Genomic DNA, 20008 nt, shown 5'->3' with positions numbered 1-20008 from the left:
ACTACTGTGGTACGGTGGTCAGTACACCGGTTAGTGGTTGCGTGGTCACCGATACCGGCCTGAGTTCCTCTTGCAGCAACCATCGCGTTGCCGCCAGCAGATCGTCGGCGATGTGGGTTGGTTGATAGCGCCGTAATTCCGGTTTCTGCAATTCTGCACTGCCTCTCCCACTCTTGACCAGAATCGTCTGGCATCCCATCCGCTGACCGGCAGCAATATCGGTGAGCGCATCGCCAATCAGGAATGTCGCTCGACAATCAATCTGGTGCCGGGCTGCCAGCTCCTGGATCATACCGGGTTGCGGCTTCCGGCACCCGCAACGCTCTTCCGGGGTGTGAGGACAGTATCGGATATCGTCAATAGTTGCCCCGTGATAACGGGCAATCGCGCGCAAGTGGGCATGAATTTCTTCCAGCGCCTCTACCGTCATCAACCCACGCCCAACCGCTGCCTGGTTGGTGATAACAAAGATGCGAAACCCGGCACTGGTTAGCAGACGCAACGCGGTCAGCGCACCCGGTAGGAACTGAAACTCGGCCAGATTTTTGACGTGATCAGGGCGGTTGTGATTAATAACCCCGTCACGGTCGAGAAAGACAGCGCGCATAAGACCCCTCCCCTGGCGCTGCATGCAAGACGATTCCACGTGGTGAAGACGGTAGGCTGCGGCGACAGTGTTACAGTACACGCTCTTGCTGACGATCTGCTAACAGAGGTAGGAGCTATTTATGACAATCCTGTCATGTTCATTTGGTAGTCTATGCTCATCGAAATGTCGCCTTGTTGCTCTGGAGGGTATCAATGATCATCTCACGTACCCCGTTGCGGGTCAGCTTTGTCGGTGGTGGCAGCGATTTGCCGGCGTTTTATCGCCATGAACCGGGTGCGGTGGTCAGCACCGCCATCAACAAGTACATCTACATCACCGTCAACGAGAAGTTTGATCACCAGATTCGCGCCAGTTATTCGATCACCGAAATTGTTGAGCGGGTTGATGATCTCAAACATCAGCTCATTCGCGAAGCGCTGCGCCTGGTGGGTCGTATGCACGCGATTGAAATCACGTCCATTTCGGACATTCCCTCGCAGGGTACCGGTCTTGGCTCATCGAGTACCTACACCGTTGGCCTGCTCAATGCCCTCTACGCCTTTATAGGCCGCTTTGCCGGTGCCGAGCGTCTGGCCCGCGAGGCATGCTTCATCGAGATTGATCGGTGTGGTTCACCCATCGGAAAGCAGGATCAGTACATAGCCGCGTATGGTGGCTTTCAATTCATTCAATTTAATCCTGATGAGACGGTCTTTGTCGATCCGATCATCTGTCGTGCCGACACCAAACAGCTTCTCCAGCAGCGCTTGCTGATGATGTACACCGGTGCCACACGCAGCGCCAGCGATGTACTGCGCGAACAGAGTGCCAACACCGAGCGCGATGAGACTCGTCGGCAACATGTGCGCCGGATGGTTGCCCTCGCCCACGACCTGCGGGTAGCGCTCCACAATGATGATCTCGATGCTTTCGGTGAGATTCTCCACGAGGGTTGGATGCGCAAACGCGAGCTGGCCAGCGGGATTTCCAGCTCACAAATCGATCTGTGGTACGAACGGGCCAGGGCCGCTGGGGCCATCGGCGGTAAGATTCTAGGCGCCGGTGGAGGCGGCTTTCTGCTGCTCTACGCGCCTGAAGAGCGCCACGAGACGATTAAGGCTGCCCTGCCAGAATTGCGCCACGTGCCGATCCGGTTCGAGCCACAAGGGAGCAAGATTATTTATGTTGAAGAGCGTTGATGATGCGTTTCCGGTTTGCCTTGCGCCTGGGCAAAGGCCGGTATCATTGACGCCCCTGGTACAATCAGAGAGGAAATACGCAGGCTGATGTCTTCATTAAGGCTCAGCAGATGATTTGGTGAGGGGAGGGGGCGGAGAACAAGGCTATTCGACGGTGTACGTCGCAGCAATTGCCGGTGAATGTTCGCAGACGTTCACAACCTGAAGCTTTCTTCACCGGCTGTTCGCGAAAGGAGAACCGCTCTTGAGCCACTTCCACCGGAAGCGATTGCTAATCATTGCTACGTTTGCCTTCATCCTTTCGTCTACCATAGCACTGGCGAACAATCCACCCTACCGGCAGTGGGTACCAGTGATTTTTGGGCCATCACCTGAACCACAATACCTTATCAATGCCCCCTACTTTCCGGTATCCAGCGTCACCGGCGAGCGCTTTGAGCAGATGGCAATCTTCTGGTTTGGGCAGCTCAGCCGCAGTACAAACTATACCGATGTTCGAGTCGGTTACAACGACAACGCCCTTTTCCTCTACCTGGCCAGTTTTGATCGTCAACTCTGGTACGATACCACCCCATCAGCAACCGATCTCACCTCCTGGGATGCGGCCACACTGCTGATTGATACTGCCAACGGTACCCAGCTCAGTGCAGCCAGTTTCCGGTTTGTAGCCCAATTGCGCAACGGCGATACCCCCGATCCCGCGTACCAATTGAGCCAGCGTGGCACCGGTGGAAGCTGGACAACCACCGCCGTCGCTTTCTCGTCGATTCCCGGCTGGCGCGGTGATCGCCTGAATGACAATAATGATAGCGAAGATCGGGGTTGGGCGATGACATTCCAGATTCCATTCACCAGCCTTGGCCTCAGTGGGCGACCACCTGACGGCACGCGCTGGCGGATGGCCCTGATCCTGCACGACCGCGATGATGCTACCGGCAGCTCGATACCCAATCAGGTATGGCCGCCGGCGCTGAATGCCAGCCAGCCGTCAACCTGGGGTGGGATCAGGTTTGGGTTACCGGTCTACACCCCACCATCTGTCAGTGCCACCCAGACATTTCAAATCCGCCACGGCCTGAATGGGGTTACCGTCGTTGATGCCGGGATTGGCGGTGTCAATCCCTACATGTGTGATGATAGCGGCAATTACTGGGATGCCTGGCCCAACCGACCCCGGCCAGCCGATCAGGCCGACATCAGCATCCAGAACCAGGCCGATATTGCCGACTGGCCGTGCTTCGCGAAGTACTACATCACCTTCCCCCTCACGTCGCTACCACCAGGTCGCACGGTGATTTCAGCCACATTGGTATTGAGTCAGATGGGCAATGCTGAACCTGCCCAGGCGCAGCGTTCCCTCATCCAGGCCCTGCTGGTCGGCGAGGATTGGAGTCCGGCAACCCTCACCTGGAACAACGCCCCACTGGTGCGCGAAAACATCGGCTCCGGCTGGGTCGATCCAATCCCTGGCTTCCCCGGCGACTGGACAAGACTGCCGAAACGAACCATTGATGTAACACGCGGGGTGGTTCAGGCGTATACCAGCGGCCAACCCTTGCGGCTGGCGCTCTACTCCGCCGACAGTGCCTACCACAGCGGGAAATACTTCGTCTCCAACGGCACCGGCGACTGGAACGCTGCCAACCGCCCAACGCTGATTGTCGTCCTATCGCAGTAATTCCCGGTTGTGTCTATATGCACCACCGAGACACAGAGGATACAGAGGGGTTTACGTATTCTCTGTGCACGCTGTGCCTCGGTGGTTTGCCTCTATCCACCACCGAGACACGGAGGACACTGAGGGACGGATATCATATCAAGTCTGCTTTACCTGAAGTCATTGCTCGTGAGCGAATGATCACGCCGGTGATGACGGATCCAGCGTGGATACAGTTTTCGGGCCAGATTGACCCGTGGCGCATCGTTTGGTGTGCGGCAGCACGGCTGCCGCATCCACCGCACGCCCCGGTAGGCGCAAGTCACAGCGCCTACCGGGGCCGGTACGTGACCCTGGTCAAGGGAATGGATGCGTGCCGGTTGGTGGCCTGCTCTGCACACGACGTGATCTCACCCACCAGCGTAGATACCGCTTCCCTACCTGGAACGCCCGTGACGCATCGTTTGGCGTGCGGCAGCCATGCTGCCGCATCCACCGCACGCCCCGGTAGGCGCAAGTCACAGCGCCTACCGGTGCCGGTACGTGACCCTGGTCAAGGGAATGGATGCGTGCCGGTTGGTGGCCTGCTCTGCACACGACGTGATCTCACCCACCAGCGTAGATGCCGCTTCCCTACCTGGAACGCCCGTGACGCATCGTTTGGCGTGCGGCAGCCTGCTGCCGCATCCACCGCACGCACTGGCAGGGCGCTGGTCGTAGCGCATACCGGTGCCGGTACGTGACCCTGGTTAAGGGAATGGATGCGTGCCGGTTGGTGGCCTGCTCTGCACACGCCGTGATCTCACTCACCATCGAAGATACCGCTTCCCTACCTGGATCGCCCGTGGCGCATCGTTTGGCGTGCGGCAGCCATGCTACCGCGTCTACCGCACGCACCGGCAGGGCGCAAGTCGCAGCGCGTACCCGTGCCGGTACGTGACCCTGGTAGGCAGGCCGGTAGCCTCTCCCACCATCGAGCACGCTATGACCTGTACCCCTCTCAGTGTCCTCTGTGCCTCTGCGGTGCAAATAAAACCATCGAGACACAGAGAGTTTTACGTATTCTCTGTGCCTCTGTAGTGCAAGACCGGCTTCGCAGGGTATCGTTACCGATCCGGTTGCAACACCAATCGCTCGCCGTCAATCGTGCCGCTGAAGCGCATTGGTATGTCGCCAGTCTGTTGCCACAGCGCCAGATAATCGCTGTAACGATTACTCAGCACGTTACCGGACTGGCCGGTTGTGTGGATGAAGCGCGACTCCGCCAGATCGGCGAAATCGATAATCTGGCGGTACGATGGTGCATTGTATTGCAAGTATCCTTCGTTCAGCCGCATGGGCGCAAAATTGACGGTGAAACTATCACCGCCGGTAGGTACCCGCCGCTCGAAGATGCCGCGCAGCGCTCCGACCTGACTGAACGGGTTGTGGGGGAAGACAGCCTGATGAACTCGATCCCAGCGCCAGCGAGTTGGATCTTCTTCACCCTGTGCCGTCGCCATCGCCGCTAACCCTTTGCTGAACGCAGTGGCAAGGATTGTGGCGCAATCCTCGGTTGTCGCGATGGTATTGACGTTATCGCACCACTCTTGCCGGCCTTCCAGCAATACCCGACGCAGCGCCATGGCTGCAAAATCGCGCCGATGGCGATACGTCTCGCTGAAGAACTCGCCCAGTTCGTCGGCAAAGACCGCTTCGAGCAGGGCATGGTAATACCCCTGAAATACTGCTGCCGCCGCACTGTCACCGGCCATCGTGCCATCCCAACTGCGTAACAACTCCAGGGCCGCAGCTTCACGCGGCCCGTTCGGGGTCACCTCGCGTAGTATCGGCAACAATTCACGCGCATGCAGCGATACCACATCGCCGAGCATCGTGCGCATATCGGCAACCGTCAGCGCCGATTTCTGCTCGATCAACTCGATGATCCGCCGGGCACGGTACGGCGCTGCCCACGATGTCCCCAGCAGATAGGGATAGTCGTCACCCACCACCTGGTTGTTGGCAGTCACAATGTAATCCTGCGGTGGATTGTAAATGTGCGGCAGTTCAGCAAATGGGACGTAGCCGATCCACTCGTACTCATCCGTCCAACCCGGTACTGGCACGCTACCATCACCGTTCCGCCGGATCGGAACCAGCCCCGGCGCGTAAAAACCAATATTCCCCTCAACATCGGCGTACACAAAGCTCTGCATCGGCGCCTTGTAGTCGCTGAGGGCCGCCACAAACTCTTGCCAGTTGCGGGCACGGTTGAGATTGATAAATCCGCGTAAGGTTGTATCTTCAGGGTCGAGGGCCGTCCAGCGAAAGGCCAGCGGCTCGTCTACATCTTCCAGCACATCACTGATCACCGGGCCATGGCGGGTAATCCGCACCGTGAGTGTCACCGGCTCAGAGTCTTTAACAGTGATGACTTCGCTGATCAGCGTGACCGGTTCACGCCTGCCGTTGTACTCGGCGTAATTTCGAGCGTCAATCCGCTCGATGTACAAATCCTGCACGTCCGGGCCGGTGTTCGTCACCCCCCATGCAATCCGTCCGTTATGCCCGATCACCACTACCGGCAGACCGGGAAAGGTCGCGCCGATGACGTTGATGGTTGACCCCTGGATGTGGGCCAGGTACCAGATCGAGGGTATGCGGTTGGCGAGATGCGGATCATTCACCAGTAATGGTTTGCCGCTGGCCGTTCGGCTCCCGCCGATGACCCAGTTATTGGAACCGGCCAACTGGTCGCCGATGCGATTGAGAAACTGAAGCTCCTGAGCGAGATCAAGCATGCGACGGGTTGTTTCCGGCTTAAGAGGCGTGTGAGGTGTATCGGCAGCCGTCGCTGGTGAGACAACCCCGGCGGCGGGCATAATGAGCGGGCCATCAGCGGTATATGGCGGCATCAGAAAAGCGGCATCTTCAGGCCCGATCTTTGCGATCAGCGTTGCCCGCATCAATTCATTGCTCCAGTTGCCACCGAGGTCCCAGGCCATCATCTTGGCCCATACCAGCGAATCGATAGGCTGCCACGGCTCAGGTTGCACGCCCAGGATCAAAAATTCCGGCGGCAAGACCGGATTCGTAGCCAGGAACGCATTAACCCCGGCGGCATACGCCTCTAACCACGCCAGCGTCTCGCTGTCGAGACGTTCGAGCGCACTCCGGGCGGCGCGGGCGACGCCGAGGGTGCGCAGAAACTTATCGGTTTGCAGGGTGGTTGCGCCGAAGATTTCCGACAGACGGGCATGCCCGATGCGCCGTTGTACCTCCATCTGCCAGAGCCGTTCCTGCGCATGCACGAATCCCAGCCCAAAGACGGCATCGGCATCGGTTGTGCCGGTAATGTGGGCAACGCCATCGCGATCCCGCACAATCGTGACCGGCCCACTGATCCCGCGTACTCGTATGTCACCACTGATTTGCGGGAGCGAGCGGCTTAGCCAGAGATAACCACCGCTCCCACCAAGCACCACGACAACCAGTACCAGTAGCGCTATCCAGCCGATGAAGCGTCGTTGCAACCGCATTGTTGCCTCTCTGTATGTTCGCGATCTCTGAATGTGGTGCGTATTGTAGCACACCTGTTATATTGAGGTGCAGATGGTAGATGATGGTGGTGACCTGAGCGCGGATCAGGCCCATACACCGCCTGTAGGGGCGGGTTTTGAACCCGCCCCTATAGAAACCCGCCCCTATAGAAACCCGCCCCTATAGAAACCCGCCCCTATAGAAACCCGCCCCTATAGAAACCCGCCCCTATAGAAACCCGCCCCTATAGAAACCCGCCCCTATAGAAACCCGCCCCTATAGAAACCCGCCCCTATAGAAACCCGCCCCTATAGAAACCCGCCCCTATAGAAACCCGCCCCTATAGAAACCCGCCCCTATAGAAACCCGCCCCTATAGAAACCCGCCCCTATAGAAACCCGCCCCTATAGAAACCCGCCCCTATAGAAACCCGCCCCTATAGAAATCCGCCCCTACAGAACCCGCCCCTACAGAACCCGCCCCGATGGTAATCCTGGCGAGGACGAGGCGTACCGCTAACATATCGATAGGGGCGCACGACCGTGCGCCCCTACTATGACCCGGTGCAACAGGCAAACACTCGCGTGGTGCAGATGTCGCGTTCTGCAGGTGTACCGTGCCTGCCACACGCTATTCAAGTTAGCGTTCTCACTGTGGCATGGGCCATCACACCCGCTAGCGGAAGATCAACAACCGCAATCCATTCAACACCACAATAATCGTACTTCCCTCGTGACCAACCACACCCAACGGCAGTGGCACCCCCACAGTCAATGTCGTCAGCACCAGCACCACGACCACCGCCAGCGCAAATACGATATTCTGCCAGACAACACGCTGCGTCTGGCGGCTTAACCGCAGAGCGTAGACGATAGCACTCAGATCGTCGCTCATCAAGACCAGATCAGCAGTTTCGAGTGCCGCATCGGTACCGGCCGCTCCCATGGCGATGCCTACCGTTGCTGCTGCCAGCGCCGGTGCATCATTCACGCCATCGCCGACCATCGCCACCCCACCGTAGCGCTGTCGGAGCTGCTCGACACGCTGCAATTTGTCAGCCGGCAATAGCCCGGCGTACACCTCATCAATCCCCAAGCGCTGGGCCATTGCTTCAGCCACCTGCGGGTTGTCACCGGTCAGCATCACGATCCGCTCAATACCGACTGCGCGCAAAGCGGCAATCTGCCGGGCTGCGTCAGGCCGTTCGCGATCCATCACCGCTACCAGCCCCAACCACTGCTGATCGCGCCATACAAACAGGACACTCCCCCGCCCCTGTTTCATCAGATCATCAGCCTGCGCCAGCAAGTTCGCGGGTACCTCAATCCCGGCTTCGCGGAAGAGCCGTGGCGAACCAACCAGCGTCTCTCCCCCATCCCAGAGCGCACGCACACCCATCCCGGTCACTGCGACAAACTGCTCTGGAGGAACAATCGCAATCCCACGCTCTTCAGCCGCCTGCAAAATGGCCCGCGCAATCGGATGCTCTGACGGCTGTTCGGCACGGGCGACAATCGTGAGCAGTTCATGTTCGCTCAAGCCGTTCATCGGCACGAGATCGGTCAGCACCGGCTTGCCAAAGGTCAGCGTGCCGGTCTTGTCAAAGGCAATCACCCGTACCCGACTCAACTCTTCGAGATGCACGCCACCCTTGAAGAGGACGCCCCGCCGGGCACCGGCCGCAATCGCGCTCAACAATGCCGCCGGCACACTGATCACCAGGGCACATGGCGACGCGACGGTTAACAGCACCATTCCGCGATAGAATATGTCGGTGAACGACGCGCCGCTGAACAGTGGCATCAGCAGAATGAACAGCGCAACCGCCCCAATCACCCCAATCGCGTAGCGCTGCTCGAAGCGTTCCAGGAAGCTCTGCGAGCGTGCCTTGCGCGACTGCGCCTCGCTCACCATAGCGATAATCCGGGCCAGCGTGCTCTCACTGGCCGGTTTTGTCACCCGCACCTCAAGCGCACCGGTCTGATTGAGCGTACCGGCCAACACCGTCATGCCCGGCCCCTTGTGTACCGGCATCGACTCACCGGTGAGCGCCGACTCATCGAACGTACCCGCACCACGCTCGATCACCCCGTCGAGCGGCACCCGGTCACCGGGGCGCAGCAGCATCACATCGCCAACCTGCACCTCTTCGATGGCAACATCGTACTCGCGGTCGTGCCGACGGATACTGACCCGGTCGGGCCGGAGCTGCATCAGCGCCGTAATCGCCTGCTCGGTGCGCCGCATAGCATACACCTGCAACACATTGCTCAGCGAAAAGAGAAAAAGGAGAATGGCGCCCTCACTGAATTCGCCGAGGTAAGCCGCCCCCAATGCAGCCAGCACCATCAGCAGATCAACTTCAATTTTCCATTCTTTGAGCGCCTCAATAATGGCGCGCACCGCGTAAAAGCCGCCGAAAAAGTAGGTGGCAACATGAACCGCCAGAATGAGGCCAGCCGGTGCCTGCGCACCCTCCAGCCAGATACCGGCAACAATCCCAACCAGCGTCAACACCACAAATGCCGGTTCCAGGGTTTCATCCTGGAAGAATTGGGTAAACAGCCGTCGAGGAGTAACCCGCGAAGTCGTAATCATTTGTATAGCTCCTCTCCACTGGCGGGCCGGGCATTGATTACGAGTGCAAAACCTGGCGATCTTCTGGATCGAGGCGCGGGCCAGCAAATCTTCGCCAAGACGGGCAAAAATACGTTGGGCGAACAGCTCCATCCAGATAAACTGGCGCGCAATCAAGACCATATTGCGGTTAGTCGTCACCGTGGCGGTCGTGGCAAGATGACCGGAAGCGATCAAGAATTCACGCTCATCGGCGACCACGATCAGCGTCTCAACCATCCCGTGCAGCTCGGTCTCTCGCTTCGGGTGGCGCACAACCTGCCCAAACGAAAAGGGCGCTTCACCGGTCAGAATCACTCCCAACGCCACCCCACGCTCGTGGGCAGCGGCCAATGCCGGATACAGCGCTTCCACATCGGCATCGGTCAGTACCAGCATCAACTCGTGCTGAGCGCTCTCGATCAGATCACGCGCTGCGGCCAGCGCTTCACGCCGACCACTGAAGTTCCAGAGCCGATCACTCTCTTCGTGGTGAAACAGTGGCATCAATTGCGTGCGCAGTGCTTCAGCCCGTTCACGCGCCTCGCGCTCGTAGCGGTCGAGCAGGATTGCCGGTGAAATCGGACGGTAGAGCGTTGCCTTTTCTTCAACCGATTTGAGCACAGCACCACGTCCTTCCAACCGCCCTAACGCCTCATAGACCATTGACCGTGGAATACCCGCCAGTTTACTGATCTGATAACCAGTCGCCGGATACTCGGTCAACAATGCCAGGTACACCCGTGCCTCGTACTCAGTAAGCCCCAGCGCCGTCAGTTGTTCCAGTAGATTTGTGTTCTCCATAGTTGTTCATTTCCGAACTACTAACATTGTACTGCTCGCCGCGCGATTCGTCAAGAGAGTCTTTGCAAATGCCGGTCACCATCCACACACAAAACGACGATGGATGTCACCGAAGAAGGTTATCCGCTGCGTTGCAAGTGTACCAGATGGTGCCGGAAGACTTGTTGGTGGGCGATTGAGCAGCGCTTCAGCCAGAAACGAGCGCAGCACCTGCCACGCCTCACCTGCTGCGCCCCCCGTAGTAATCGACTCGATACCACCCACAAACGCATGCGGCTGATCGGGAAAGATCACAAAGCGGGTGGACACACCGGCAGCGCGTAGATTTTCTTCAAGCTGTGCCACTTCACTGAGCGGAATAGAAGCATCGGCGCCACCAAAAATACCGAGGACTGGGCCTTGGATCTGACGCAGTGCTACCGGTTCGACATCTGCCATCCCATAAAAGACGCCCGTAGCTGCAATCGCCGGGTTGTGCAATGTGTAGAGCAGTGAAGTCCGGCCCCCATAACAAAACCCGATCACGGCAATCCGGTCGGCGATCACATCAGGCCGTGCGCTCAACCAGGCAAACACTGCATCAAGATCGGCCATCACCTGTTCTGGTGGTGTGGTTGTCACCTGGTAAATTGCGCGCGGAATCCAGGTGGTACTGGCACCACGGAATGTATCAGGTGCAACGACCAGATAGCCGTCGGCAGCCAATGCCGTTGCCTTCTCGATAATATCCGGGCGTAGTCCCCACCACTCGTGGATCATAATCACCGCCGGATGGGGGCCGGGTGTCGATGGTTCGGCCACAAAAGCCCGAATCGGACCGTCAGGACCAGGGATGATGGTATTCGTCAGCGCCTCTACCCGTCCACCCCCAATCAACGCATCCACCGGAATACTCACGATCAACGCCAGCAGCCCGATCCCCAGCACAGCACCGATCCAACCGACAACTCGCTTTAATCGTTGCACACCTGCCTCCTCGCATTGACAGTTCATTGCTGATCATGTATACTCTACACCGAAACGACTCCGTAGCTCAACTGGATAGAGCGTCAGCCTCCGGAGCTGAAGGTTGGTGGTTCGAGCCCACTCGGAGTCGCCATTCAGCAACCCACTTCGCCAGAGGTGGGTTTTTTGATGTCATATTTTGCCCGGCAGCAATGCTGGAGTTGTTAGCGGTTCATCGAGAACTTATCTCATAAAAGCTGTACGGTCGTGTTACCCGACTATCGCTCAGGCGTATGAACGCTTACCAATCGCCAACGCCAGCATATCCTGCTCCCAGGCTGCCGGTATGACAGCGAGGAGGGCTATCGCCCATCTCTAGCGCCATCACTTTTTGGATTGGTTGCCTTGCCCGCGCGGCATGCGCGTGTGGCGCGGTGTGGAGTGCGGCAGCCATGCTGCCGCAGCAGCCGTGCTCACGATCCGGCACGTGGTACGCCGTTGACCCTGCTGGTTACGGGGATGCTAGAACTTATCTCATAAAAGCTGTGCGGTCGTGTTACCCGACTATCGCACAGGTGCATGAACGCTTACCAATCGCCAACGCCGGCATATCCTGCTCCCAGGCTGCCGGTATGACAGCGAGGAGGGCTACTGCCCATCTCTAGCGCCATCACTTTTTGGATTGGTTGCCTTGTCCGCGCGGCATGCGCGTGTGGCGCGGTGTGGAGTGCGGCAGCCATGCTGCCGCAGCAGCCGTGCTCACGATCCGGCACGTGGTACGCCGTTGACCCTGCTGGTTACGGGGATGCTAGAACTTATCTCATAAAAGCTGTGCGGTCGTGTTACCCGACTATCGCACAGGCGCATGAACGCTTACCAATCGCCAACGCCGGCATATCCTGCTCCCAGGCTGCCGGTATGACAGCGAGGAGAGCTACTGCTCATCTCTAGCGCCATCACTTTTTGGATTGGTTGCCTTGCCCGCGCGGCATGCGCGTGTGGCGCGGTGTGGAGTGCGGCAGCCATGCTGCCGCAGCAGCCGTGCTCACGATCCGGCACGTGGTACGCCGTTGACCCTGCTGGTTACGGGGATGCTAGAACTTATCTCATAAAAGCTGTGCGGTCGTGTTACCCGACTATCGCACAGGTGCATGAACGCTTACCAATCGCCAACGCCGGCATATCCTGCTCCCAGGCTGCCGGTATGACAGCGAGGAGGGCTACTGCCCATCTCTAGCGCCATCACTTTTTGGATTGGTTGCCTTGCCCGCGCGGCATGCGCGTGTGGCGCGGTGTGGAGTGCGGCAGCCATGCTGCCGCAGCAGCCGTGCTCACGATCCGGCACGTGGTACGCCGTTGACCCTGCTGGTTACGGGGATGCTAGAACTTATCTCATAAAAGCTGTGCGGTCGTGTTACCCGACTATCGCACAGGTGCATGAACGCTTACCAATCGCCAACGCCGGCATATCCTGCTCCCAGGCTGCCGGTATGACAGCGAGGAGGGCTACTGCCCATCTCTAGCGCCATCACTTTTTGGATTGGTTGCCTTGTCCGCGCGGCATGCGCGTGTGGCGCGGTGTGGAGTGCGGCAGCCATGCTGCCGCAGCAGCCGTGCTCACGATCCGGCACGTGGTACGCCGTTGACCCTGCTGACCACGGGGATGCTAGAACTTATCTCATAAAAGCTGTGCGGTCGTGTTACCCGACTATCGCACAGGCGCATGAACGCTTACCAATCGCCAACGCCGGCATATCCTGCTCCCAGGCTGTCGGTATGACAGCGAGGAGAGCTACTGCTCATCTCTAGCGCCATCACTTTTTGGATTGGTTGCCTTGCCCGCGCGGCATGCGCGTGTGGCGCGGTGTGGAGTGCGGCAGCCATGCTGCCGCAGCAGCCGTGCTCACGATCCGGCACGTGGTACGCCGTTGACCCTGCTGACCACGGGGATGCTGTGGATGCTCGTCACATTCATAGAGTCTGTCGGGAATGAATGAGCTAACTTCATAGACCTTATTGCACAAAAGCTGTGCCGTTGTGCTACCAGACGGTTGCCGAGGCGCATGAACATTTGCCAATCGCCAACGACAGCTCATCCCGCTCACGGCACGCCGGTATGGCGGCGAGCAGCGCCGGTGACCATCTCCGATGCAAATCACCCGCCGGATCGGTTGCTTTACCCGCTTGTCATGCGCGTGCCGTAGCGTTTGGAGTGCGGCAGCCATGCTGCCGCACTGGACTTTGGCCCTTTCTGGGAGGGACGTGCCATGCGGGTACCAGCATGGTATATGGTATCCTATACGGTTATGACCACGACGAGCAGCCAGGAGGCACCCATGCCCAGGAAGCAGGCCCCTCCCCCTCAGGCCCCTGTCTCGATGTTACTCGCCACCCTGATGCAGATTATCACGGCCCACCGCCCGGCGTTTCGTCAGGAGCGGACCTTCCGGCGGGCCGTGGCGCTGCTGGTTGGCGAGCTGTTTGCGTTTGCCAGACACACCGTCACCCAGGTGCTGCTGGCACTCGGCATGCACGACACGGACGGGACGGCGTTCTACCGCCTGTTCAGTCGGTCACGGTTTGACGAAGCGACCCTGACCGCGTGTCTCTGCCGCGAGACACTGAAGCGGTGTTCCAAGCACGATCCGTATGTGATCGGGATCGATAGCACGCAGATTCCACGGAGCAGCCTGACCCTTCCCGGCACAAGTTGGTTGCACGCACTCCGCACGGCCGTGGTCACGCGCGGTATCCATCGTGCCCAACGGTTTGTCCACTGCGCCTGGCTGCCACCACGGGTGAAGGGGTTTACCCGGGCGATCCCCCTGCGCTTCCTGCCGGCGTTTCCGCCCAAGGCCGCGCCGGCAGACGTGCCATCGGCGAACGAATGGGAGGGTGGATTGGCGTGCATCAGGTGGGTGCGGCAGCAGCTCACGGCGGCCGGCCGCGCTGCGCAGTGGGTGGTGGTGCTGGCTGATGGCGCGTGTGCCACCGTGGGGATGTGGCGCGGGGTGCCGGCGCAGGTGGCACTGATCGTGCGCACGGCCCGCAATCGCTGTCGGTCGCTGCTGCCGCCGCCGCCGACGGGCCGCGGTCGGCCGCGGCGATACGGGAAGCGTGCTCCGCAGCCCGCGAGCTGGCTCACCAAGCAGGAGCTGTTCCGGCGGAAACGGGTGCTGGTGCGGGGGCGACGGATTGCGATGCGCTATCAGGTCCACGGGCCATACCTGTGCGACGGGGTGCCTGACCACGCGGTCGTCCTGATCGTGGTTGGTGGTGCGACCTGGCAGCGAGGGAAGCGCCGTCCGCGCCTGGGACGGCGTGAGCCGGCCTGCTCGCTGGTCACGGCGGTGCAAACGGACACGGACTGGGTGGTACCCCTGTCCGTCGGGCAGATCCTGGCCTGGGTCTGGCAACGCTGGGAACGGGAGGTCGCTCATCGCGAGCTGAACGCCGGCGTTGGGGTCGGTCAGAACCAGTGCTGGAACAAGCGGTCAGCGGTGGTCAGTGGGCCGTGGCGTGGCTGGGTCTACGCAGTGCTGGTGCTGGCCGGCTACCGTGCGTGGGGATGGATCCGTGGTCCCACCCGACCAGAACGCTGGTGGCGGGGCGCACAGCGGTGGCGGTTCACCACGTTGTGGCGCAGCGACCGGGCCGCCCTGTGGGGCACGGCGGCATGTCGGTCGCTTTGGACGACGTCCACGGACGATTGGCTGAACAAAGAGCACACGATCATCGCCCTGACCAACGCCGCACGCGCGGCGGCCAGGGCGTAGGGGGGTCTAGCGGCCTTCTACCCCCCAAATGACCCATCCATCAGCACGCAACCGAGAGTCACCAGCATCTGCTCCCGACTCTCGTCATCCCTCCTGCGTCCACGAAACAGCCAAACTCCAGTGCGGCAGCCATGCTGCCGCAGCAGCCGTACTCACGATCCGGCACGTGGTACGCCGTTGACCCTGCTGGTTACGGGGATGCTGTGGATGCTCGCCACATTCATAGAGTCTGTCGGGAGTGAATGAGCTAACTTTTAGTAGATGTTTTTTGAAAACATCACATCCTGGTTATAAACCAAAACGCGAGCCTGATGCTCGCGTTCCCAGAGGATGAACGTGTTTATCTGAAAGCGCCCGTTCCTGCCACCATCACAACGTCCCGGTGAGAATAACCTCGACATCACCCGGTGCAGTACCGGTAGCAGGCTCTACCGTCAACATCACTTCGGTGTAAGCATTCACCTCGCGCGGTGCCGTAACCATCAACGTCGCCAGACCGGTGGCATCGACTTGAAACGAGCCGGCAGCAATGCGTTGTGTGCCATCACTGAGCCAGAAGCGGTAGACCCGATCTGGTTCGAGCGCCGGCAATCCGCTGAACACAACCACCGCCTGCGTTTCACCTGGATACATGTACATCTCACCGCGAGCCGTAACGTCGGCCCGTGTTGGCAGCAGCTCACGGGTCGCCACCCCAGGTGCGCTCACGAACGAAACCAATAAGCGCTCCTGGGCAACCTGATCGTTCAAACGTGCCAACTGCTGCTCGTAAGTTGCCAGTTGTGCCGTCATTTGAGATTGTCGTTCTTCGCTGGCATTCACCGCTGCCTGGAGGTTATTCACCGCAGCCAGTAGTTGCTGATTTGTCTCGTTTAAGGCTATCACCTGTTGTTGTAATGACAACGTCAGACTGCCCAGCAACGTAATCACCAGGGTTAGACCAACCAGTATCAGTGGTGTTACCCAGCCGGTGCTAATGCGGCGCGAAGACCGTGTCTGTCGCGGCGGCGCCTGTGCAGCCTGGTCGGCGGCGATACGCTCCATCAGGCGGGTGCGGACATGGTCCGGTGGCGTAACCGGTGGTGCTGCATAAGGCAACAAAGCAACTACCTCGCGCAACTGCTCGAATTCAGATCGGGCAGCGGGTGAGCTGGCCAGCACCTGCTCGAACGCTGCCAGATCGGTGGGATCGAGGCTGCCGAGCGCGGCTGCGGCGAGGAGAGATTGTTCATGTTCGCGGTCAGAGTCGTGCATGCAGCTACTCTTCTAGTGGTCGTTTGCATCGATGCCGTAGTGAAGCAAGGTCTGTTTCAACTTCTGTAAACCTAAACGAATTCTCGTCTTAATTGTGCCAAGCGGACTCTGTAAATACTCGGCGATTTCTCGCTGCGATAAGCCACCAAAATAGGCCAGCTCAATAACTTCACGCTGGTCGGTCGGTAAATCGGCCAGAGCGCTGGTGATCAGCCGCCGACGTTCGGTTTCAATGGTTGATTGCTCAACGTTCTGTTGCTGGTCAGTAAGCGTTGTCAAAATATCTTCATTGTTACTGGCAGCCACCGGTCGGGCCTGACGTCGACGCAATTCATCAATGCACAGGTTACGGGCAATACCGAACATCCACGGCAAAAACGCACTGTTGCGTTGAAAGGTGGCCGCTCGTTTCCAGACACGCCAGAACGTCTCCTGTACAACCTCTTCAGCCGCTTCAGCGGTGGCCAGCATTCTCAGGGCCAGACCATACACTGCCCGCGAATGGCGGTCGTACAGGTGAGCGAGCGCTGTACTATCACCGGCAGCAACCAGCTCCATCAGAGATTCATCACTTAATCGTGACAGATGCGCTGCATCAATCGGTTGGGCCACAGCCAACCTCACATGAAATATACGCACACCACGTCAATTTGGATGCCTATCAATGCGGTGATGTGCGAAGATTACCGATTCTTATTATACACTGATCCCTTGTCCGCTCGTGAGCGTTGACGCAATGAGGGTATACCTCGTCTGCATAGCTGTAGTAGTTGTTAGTAGTTCCTGCCTTTATTCGCCGCTGATCGCTTGCTTTTGCTTCGTAGCATTCTGTTTTAAACGCGACAACCTGGGCAATGCCCCCGAAGGAACGAAACTTATGGTACAGTTATATTGACAACGTCTCGCTTGACAGCCGCGATGAATATGATATAGTTCAGATTGTGGTGAATATCACAAGGTGAGAATATCTCACCATGTATCTGGCGTTAGTCACCACAATCGCCGGATCGTCGTCGCCTCCGGCGCCAGACCGGCTCGGCGATCCTAGGAAGGAACAGCCGCATGGCCGGCTACCAGTTACCATTCAATCCGTCAGGTTCATTCACGGTACCAGAGGCTCGTACATCGCTGCCATCGAGTCATCGCCTTGTTGGTGAACTGCCACCCCAGACTGCTGGTGGGCTAGCCGGTATCTTCCACCGGGCCGACATTCTGGCCGATCTCGGTGCTATCGAGCAACGTCTGCTGGAATGTACGCAGTCCCGTGTTGCGGTTATCAGTGCCGCCGGTATGCATACGGTGCGCTCCGGTGGTAAGCGACTGCGTGCTGCCCTGGCTGTGCTGGCCGCACGCCTCGGGCACTATCAGCTTGAACGGGTGATCCATCCGGCAGCGGCGGCTGAACTGATTCACGCTGCCTCACTTGTGCATGACGATCTGGTTGACCAGGCTAATCGTCGGCGTGGGCAGATCACGGTGCATGCGCGTTGGGACAACGACGTGGCACTGATGGTAGGCGATTACTTTTTTGCTCTTGCCGCCGCCGAGATGGCCCGTAGCCCTGATCCACGGATTATTACCTTCTATGCCGAGGCTGTCCAGACGATCTGTGAGGGTGAACTCAGTCCGGTCACGGTTGCCGAGCCTTTTGATAAAGCCTTGCGCCAGTATCTCTACAAAACCGGGGCCAAGACGGCAGTGCTCTTCGAGGCCGCCTGCAAGGCCGGTATGGTTGCCGGTGGCGGCAGCGATGAAGAGATTGCTGCGCTGGGGAGCTACGGGTACGATCTGGGTATGGCCTTCCAGATCATCGATGATGTCCTCGATTTTATCGGTGATGAGCGCACCCTTGGGAAGCCTGCCGGGAACGATTTACGTCAGGGTACGATTACGTTGCCGCTTATCTATGCCACTGCTGCATCACCGAGTCAGGTCTTACGCGATGTGCTTTTGCACACTCCACCATCCGATACGTTGGTGGCCGAGGTGATCCGTGAAGTGATCAATGCTGGTGGGGTGGCTGCGGCCCAGACCGAGGCGGCTCGCTATATCGACCAGGCGGTAAGTCACCTTGAGCGGTTCCCATCCAGCCCGGCTCGCCAGGCGTTGATCGACATTGCCCACTTTGTGCTTGAGCGCTCGGTGTAGTACACGGGGACAGTGTTCACCACAGAGGCACGGAGTACACAGAGGGTGATGGTGTTGCTACGGGAGAAAAATGATCCTCTCTGGGCAAGAGGTGGTCATCGTCAATGATCGTGGGGCAGGCTGGAAGCCTGCCCACATGCTTCTCTTCAACTCCTGTTATGTAACGGTGGTACAGGCGATTGACGAGGCGGAACGAAAGCCCGTTCCACAGGTCGTGTGTCGCTGCCGGTACAGATGATACCCCGTCCATCATGCCGGAAACTCAATAAACCTTGCCGGCACCTGCTTCGTCAGCCATACCCCATTTGCCGATACGTAAAACACATAACCGGCAGCCGTCATCGCTGCGGCATGCACCGTCAACACAACTGGTCGACCGTGGCGTTGCCCGACGGTAAGCGCTGTTGTTTCGTCTTGGGAAAGATGTACATACTGCCGCTTGCCGGGGAGTAACCCATCACGCTTGATCGATTCCACGAAGCGCTCCGCCGTACCGTGGTAGAGCACAGGCGGCGGTTGTGCCGGTGTCAGTTGTAGATCAACCGGTAGCGAATGGCCTTGATTTGCCCGAATCCGCCGACCGTCGGCACTGAAGGCAAAGCGCTGTTTGTCGTTTTCGGCAACTACCTGTTCAAGCTGCGCCCGACTCAACGGCAAGCCGTGGCGATTGGCGCACCGGATCAGTTCATCAACCTCTGCCCAGCCGTGTTGATCGAGGCTTAAGCCGATCTGTTCAGGACGGTGGCGCAGCACCAGGCTGAGAAACTTACTGATGCGGATGAGTTCGCGCTGTTTCATCTGTCGGTTAGAAGGTAGAATGATACGCTTTGAGCATTGATCTGCCTGACTCTGCCTGCTATGTCTCGTCATTTGCAGTGCAGTACACCGTTGAAGGGTCGCCTGCAAGCGAACGGAGGATGGAAACTGCGATCCAGTCGGCTTTCCCCAGCATACCAAAACATACGAAGTGTTGGCAAATCATCGGTAGGGGCGGCGCAGGCATCAGGTCAAATCTGGTAGTGTAGCTTTGGTCGTGTGACACTAATGCATAGAGCGCACTGCTGATATTCGCAAATGGCACACGATGGTGCGCACCAACGAACGTAGGGGCAAATGCGTATTTGCCCCTACTCCTCATCGTCGGCAGCAATACCGCCTGTATACGCTCAAGAACGGCTGTTGGTGATTTCTGCAACCTTGTAGAGAGTGTGATATAATTCACATAGCCGATGCCGTCATGAAGTCCATTACCGTACACGTACCGATCAGGCGCGCTTCTTTACCTGTTCTCGCTTGTAGGTGTTGATGCCAAACAGCGAGTACAGTGGGCAAACTGCGAATGCAGCGGTAGCAAACATAATCAACGCCAGGAAACCACAAATGACCTGGAGCCAGAATATTTGACCAAACAGTGAAATGAGACCAAAAACCATGGTCAATACCAGACGAATATCGCGATCAAGTGTGCCCATGTTGCGAGAAAACATAGCTTTGTCCT

12 protein-coding genes and 1 tRNA gene are annotated in these 20008 nt (G+C 58.6%); 5 read left to right on the top strand and 8 right to left on the bottom strand.

Annotated elements, in window-relative coordinates:
- Window position 1: 1 nt before the first annotated feature.
- Window positions 2-607 (bottom strand): D-glycero-beta-D-manno-heptose 1,7-bisphosphate 7-phosphatase, encoded by a 606-nt coding sequence (gene gmhB, locus CAUR_RS19685; protein WP_012259582.1) that lies wholly within the window; start codon window positions 605-607, stop codon window positions 2-4.
- 194 nt (window positions 608-801) lie between these two features.
- Between gmhB and CAUR_RS19680 the strand changes: the two genes are divergently transcribed.
- On the top strand, window positions 802-1788 hold the full coding sequence (locus tag CAUR_RS19680) for a GHMP family kinase ATP-binding protein (RefSeq protein WP_012259581.1): 987 nt from the start codon (window positions 802-804) through the stop codon (window positions 1786-1788).
- A 244-nt stretch (window positions 1789-2032) separates the two neighbouring features.
- A complete protein-coding gene (locus tag CAUR_RS19675) occupies window positions 2033-3466 on the top strand; it encodes a DNRLRE domain-containing protein (RefSeq protein ID WP_012259580.1) in 1434 nt (477 codons plus the stop codon).
- Between the two features lie 1085 nt (window positions 3467-4551).
- On the opposite strand, the gene CAUR_RS19670 is transcribed toward CAUR_RS19675, so the two are convergent.
- The 3 genes from CAUR_RS19670 to CAUR_RS19660 form a co-directional block, all read right to left on the bottom strand.
- On the bottom strand, window positions 4552-6966 hold the full coding sequence (locus CAUR_RS19670; protein ID WP_012259579.1) for a penicillin acylase family protein: 2415 nt from the start codon (window positions 6964-6966) through the stop codon (window positions 4552-4554).
- Between the two features lie 676 nt (window positions 6967-7642).
- Window positions 7643-10387, bottom strand: coding sequence for a heavy metal translocating P-type ATPase (locus tag CAUR_RS19665; RefSeq protein WP_012259578.1), 2745 nt, complete (start codon window positions 10385-10387; stop codon window positions 7643-7645).
- 75 nt (window positions 10388-10462) lie between these two features.
- Complete coding sequence (locus CAUR_RS19660) at window positions 10463-11353, bottom strand: dienelactone hydrolase family protein (RefSeq protein WP_015909491.1); 891 nt, start codon at window positions 11351-11353, stop codon at window positions 10463-10465.
- Window positions 11354-11409: 56 nt separating this feature from the next.
- Between CAUR_RS19660 and CAUR_RS19655 the strand changes: the two genes are divergently transcribed.
- Together CAUR_RS19655 and CAUR_RS19650 are read left to right on the top strand one after the other, a co-directional pair.
- Window positions 11410-11486, top strand: a tRNA-Arg gene (locus CAUR_RS19655).
- Window positions 11487-13710: 2224 nt separating this feature from the next.
- Window positions 13711-15108, top strand: a complete 1398-nt coding sequence (locus tag CAUR_RS19650; protein WP_242604992.1) for a transposase — start codon at window positions 13711-13713, stop codon at window positions 15106-15108.
- Window positions 15109-15477: 369 nt separating this feature from the next.
- Here CAUR_RS19650 and CAUR_RS19645 read toward each other — a convergent pair whose 3' ends face one another.
- Window positions 15478-16362, bottom strand: coding sequence for an anti-sigma factor domain-containing protein (locus tag CAUR_RS19645; RefSeq protein WP_012259575.1), 885 nt, complete (start codon window positions 16360-16362; stop codon window positions 15478-15480).
- Between the two features lie 12 nt (window positions 16363-16374).
- Complete coding sequence (locus CAUR_RS19640; protein WP_012259574.1) at window positions 16375-16974, bottom strand: RNA polymerase sigma factor; 600 nt, start codon at window positions 16972-16974, stop codon at window positions 16375-16377.
- Window positions 16975-17424: 450 nt separating this feature from the next.
- On the opposite strand from CAUR_RS19640, the gene CAUR_RS19635 reads away from it, so the two are divergent.
- Window positions 17425-18510 (top strand): polyprenyl synthetase family protein, encoded by a 1086-nt coding sequence (locus CAUR_RS19635; RefSeq protein WP_012259573.1) that lies wholly within the window; start codon window positions 17425-17427, stop codon window positions 18508-18510.
- A gap of 249 nt (window positions 18511-18759) precedes the next feature.
- Here the strand turns inward: CAUR_RS19635 and CAUR_RS19630 are convergent, their stop codons facing one another.
- On the bottom strand, window positions 18760-19308 hold the full coding sequence (locus CAUR_RS19630) for an RNA 2'-phosphotransferase (protein ID WP_015909489.1): 549 nt from the start codon (window positions 19306-19308) through the stop codon (window positions 18760-18762).
- Window positions 19309-19775: 467 nt separating this feature from the next.
- Entirely contained in the window at window positions 19776-19997 is a 222-nt protein-coding gene (locus CAUR_RS19625; RefSeq protein ID WP_015909488.1) for a YgaP family membrane protein, read from the bottom strand.
- Window positions 19998-20008: the final 11 nt, after the last annotated feature.

Source organism: Chloroflexus aurantiacus J-10-fl (assembly GCF_000018865.1).
Lineage (GTDB): Bacteria > Chloroflexota > Chloroflexia > Chloroflexales > Chloroflexaceae > Chloroflexus > Chloroflexus aurantiacus.
Note: the sequence above shows the minus strand (reverse complement) of the source record. Positions and strands in the feature narration are given on the sequence as shown.